This is a genomic window from Companilactobacillus hulinensis, assembly GCF_003946555.1.
GTDB classification, from domain to species: domain Bacteria; phylum Bacillota; class Bacilli; order Lactobacillales; family Lactobacillaceae; genus Companilactobacillus; species Companilactobacillus hulinensis.
The window spans coordinates 1-1,442 of sequence record NZ_RHOO01000050.1; the positions used below are offsets into that span (position 1 = coordinate 1).

1 protein-coding gene is annotated in these 1,442 nt (G+C 34.1%); it reads left to right on the forward strand.

What is annotated here, in order from left to right:
• Positions 1-363: 363 nt before the first annotated feature.
• A partial coding sequence (locus tag EKM66_RS12455; RefSeq protein WP_263854137.1) for an ISL3 family transposase occupies positions 364-1,442 on the forward strand: 1,079 nt, incomplete at its 3' end.

Consider the following 1,442-nt stretch of genomic DNA (forward strand, 5'->3'; position numbering starts at 1 on the left):
GGTCCTGAACTTAACGCTTAAAACAAAAACGACTTCCTGTCATGATGACGGAAAGTCGTTTTTTTTGGGTTCTATACTTTCTGGTATTGATGAATAATCAATACCAGTTTTTTTGTACTCTTTTAAAACAAAAAGAACATCACTGTTCTCATGTTATGATTTAAGCGACGAAACCCAATCAAACTGGAGAAAACAATAATGTCCCAAGACAATTCTATACTATGTGCATTAGACATAAAAGACAATAATATAAAAAATATTTCAGTTAGTGACGCTATAATCAAAAAACGTGGCGTTATAAAACATATTAAGTTGATAAACGCGGAGTTATCATATGTCCTCCATCGATGTCCTCACTGTGGTATGAAGGCATTAGTTAAGAATGGTAAAAAACGTACTAACGTTAGATTAGCTAGTTTTAATGGAAAAGAATACCATATGATACTCAATAAGCAACGGTACTTGTGTAGGAACTGTGACTGCACCTGCGGTGCGCACAGTGATCTACTGATCAAGAACCATACAATAACTAATCAAGTAAAAGACAGAATTTTAGACTTAGCTAGAGAATCATTCACACTATCATCAATCGCTAAAATAGTTGGTGTCTCACCAAATACAGTAAGCAGATTGCTTTATGACAATATTAATTTGCCCAGTAGGTGTAGTCGGCTTCCTGAAAACTTATGTTTCGATGAATTTCGCTCTGTTGGTAATATTTTCACTTTCATTGCCATAGATGCAGAAACACATCACTTAGTAGAACTTATTCATGACAGATTATCAAAAACAATAGTCGATCATTTTATAAACAAGTACAGTCTTTCAGAACGTCAGTCAGTTAAGTCCGTATCGATAGATCTTAATGCGAATTATCAAATGGTAGTTCGTAGGATCTTCCCAAATGCACAAATAATAGTTGATAGATTTCATATAGTTCAACTATGTAGTAGAGCCTTAGATCAAGTTCGTATTGGTTCGTTGAAGAATATTAAGGATAAACATTCTCGGTTGTACAAAGCCCTTAAGTCTAACTGGCGTCTATACCATCTGCCTTTGGCAGAGGTAGACGACAAGAATGTAGAATATGTTTTTGGCATCAATGAGTACACAACAATTCAAAATGTGATCGATATAGGACTAGATCAGTTACCAGTATTTAAAGAAGTATATGATACTTATCAAAACGTCCAACAGTCACTTGAAAATCACAACATAAATTTACTTAGAGAAACTATTTGCGGTTATAAAAAGAATGGCACCGCTATGGATACATCAATCAGTACGTTACGTAAAAACTTAAAACATGTAGAAAACAGTTGCATAATGCCATACTCCAATGGTCCCTTAGAAGGGACCATTGGAAAGATAAAAAAGCTTAAACATAACAGTTATGGATTTAGAAACCTTGATCATTTCCTTAAGAGAATAACGTTAATTTG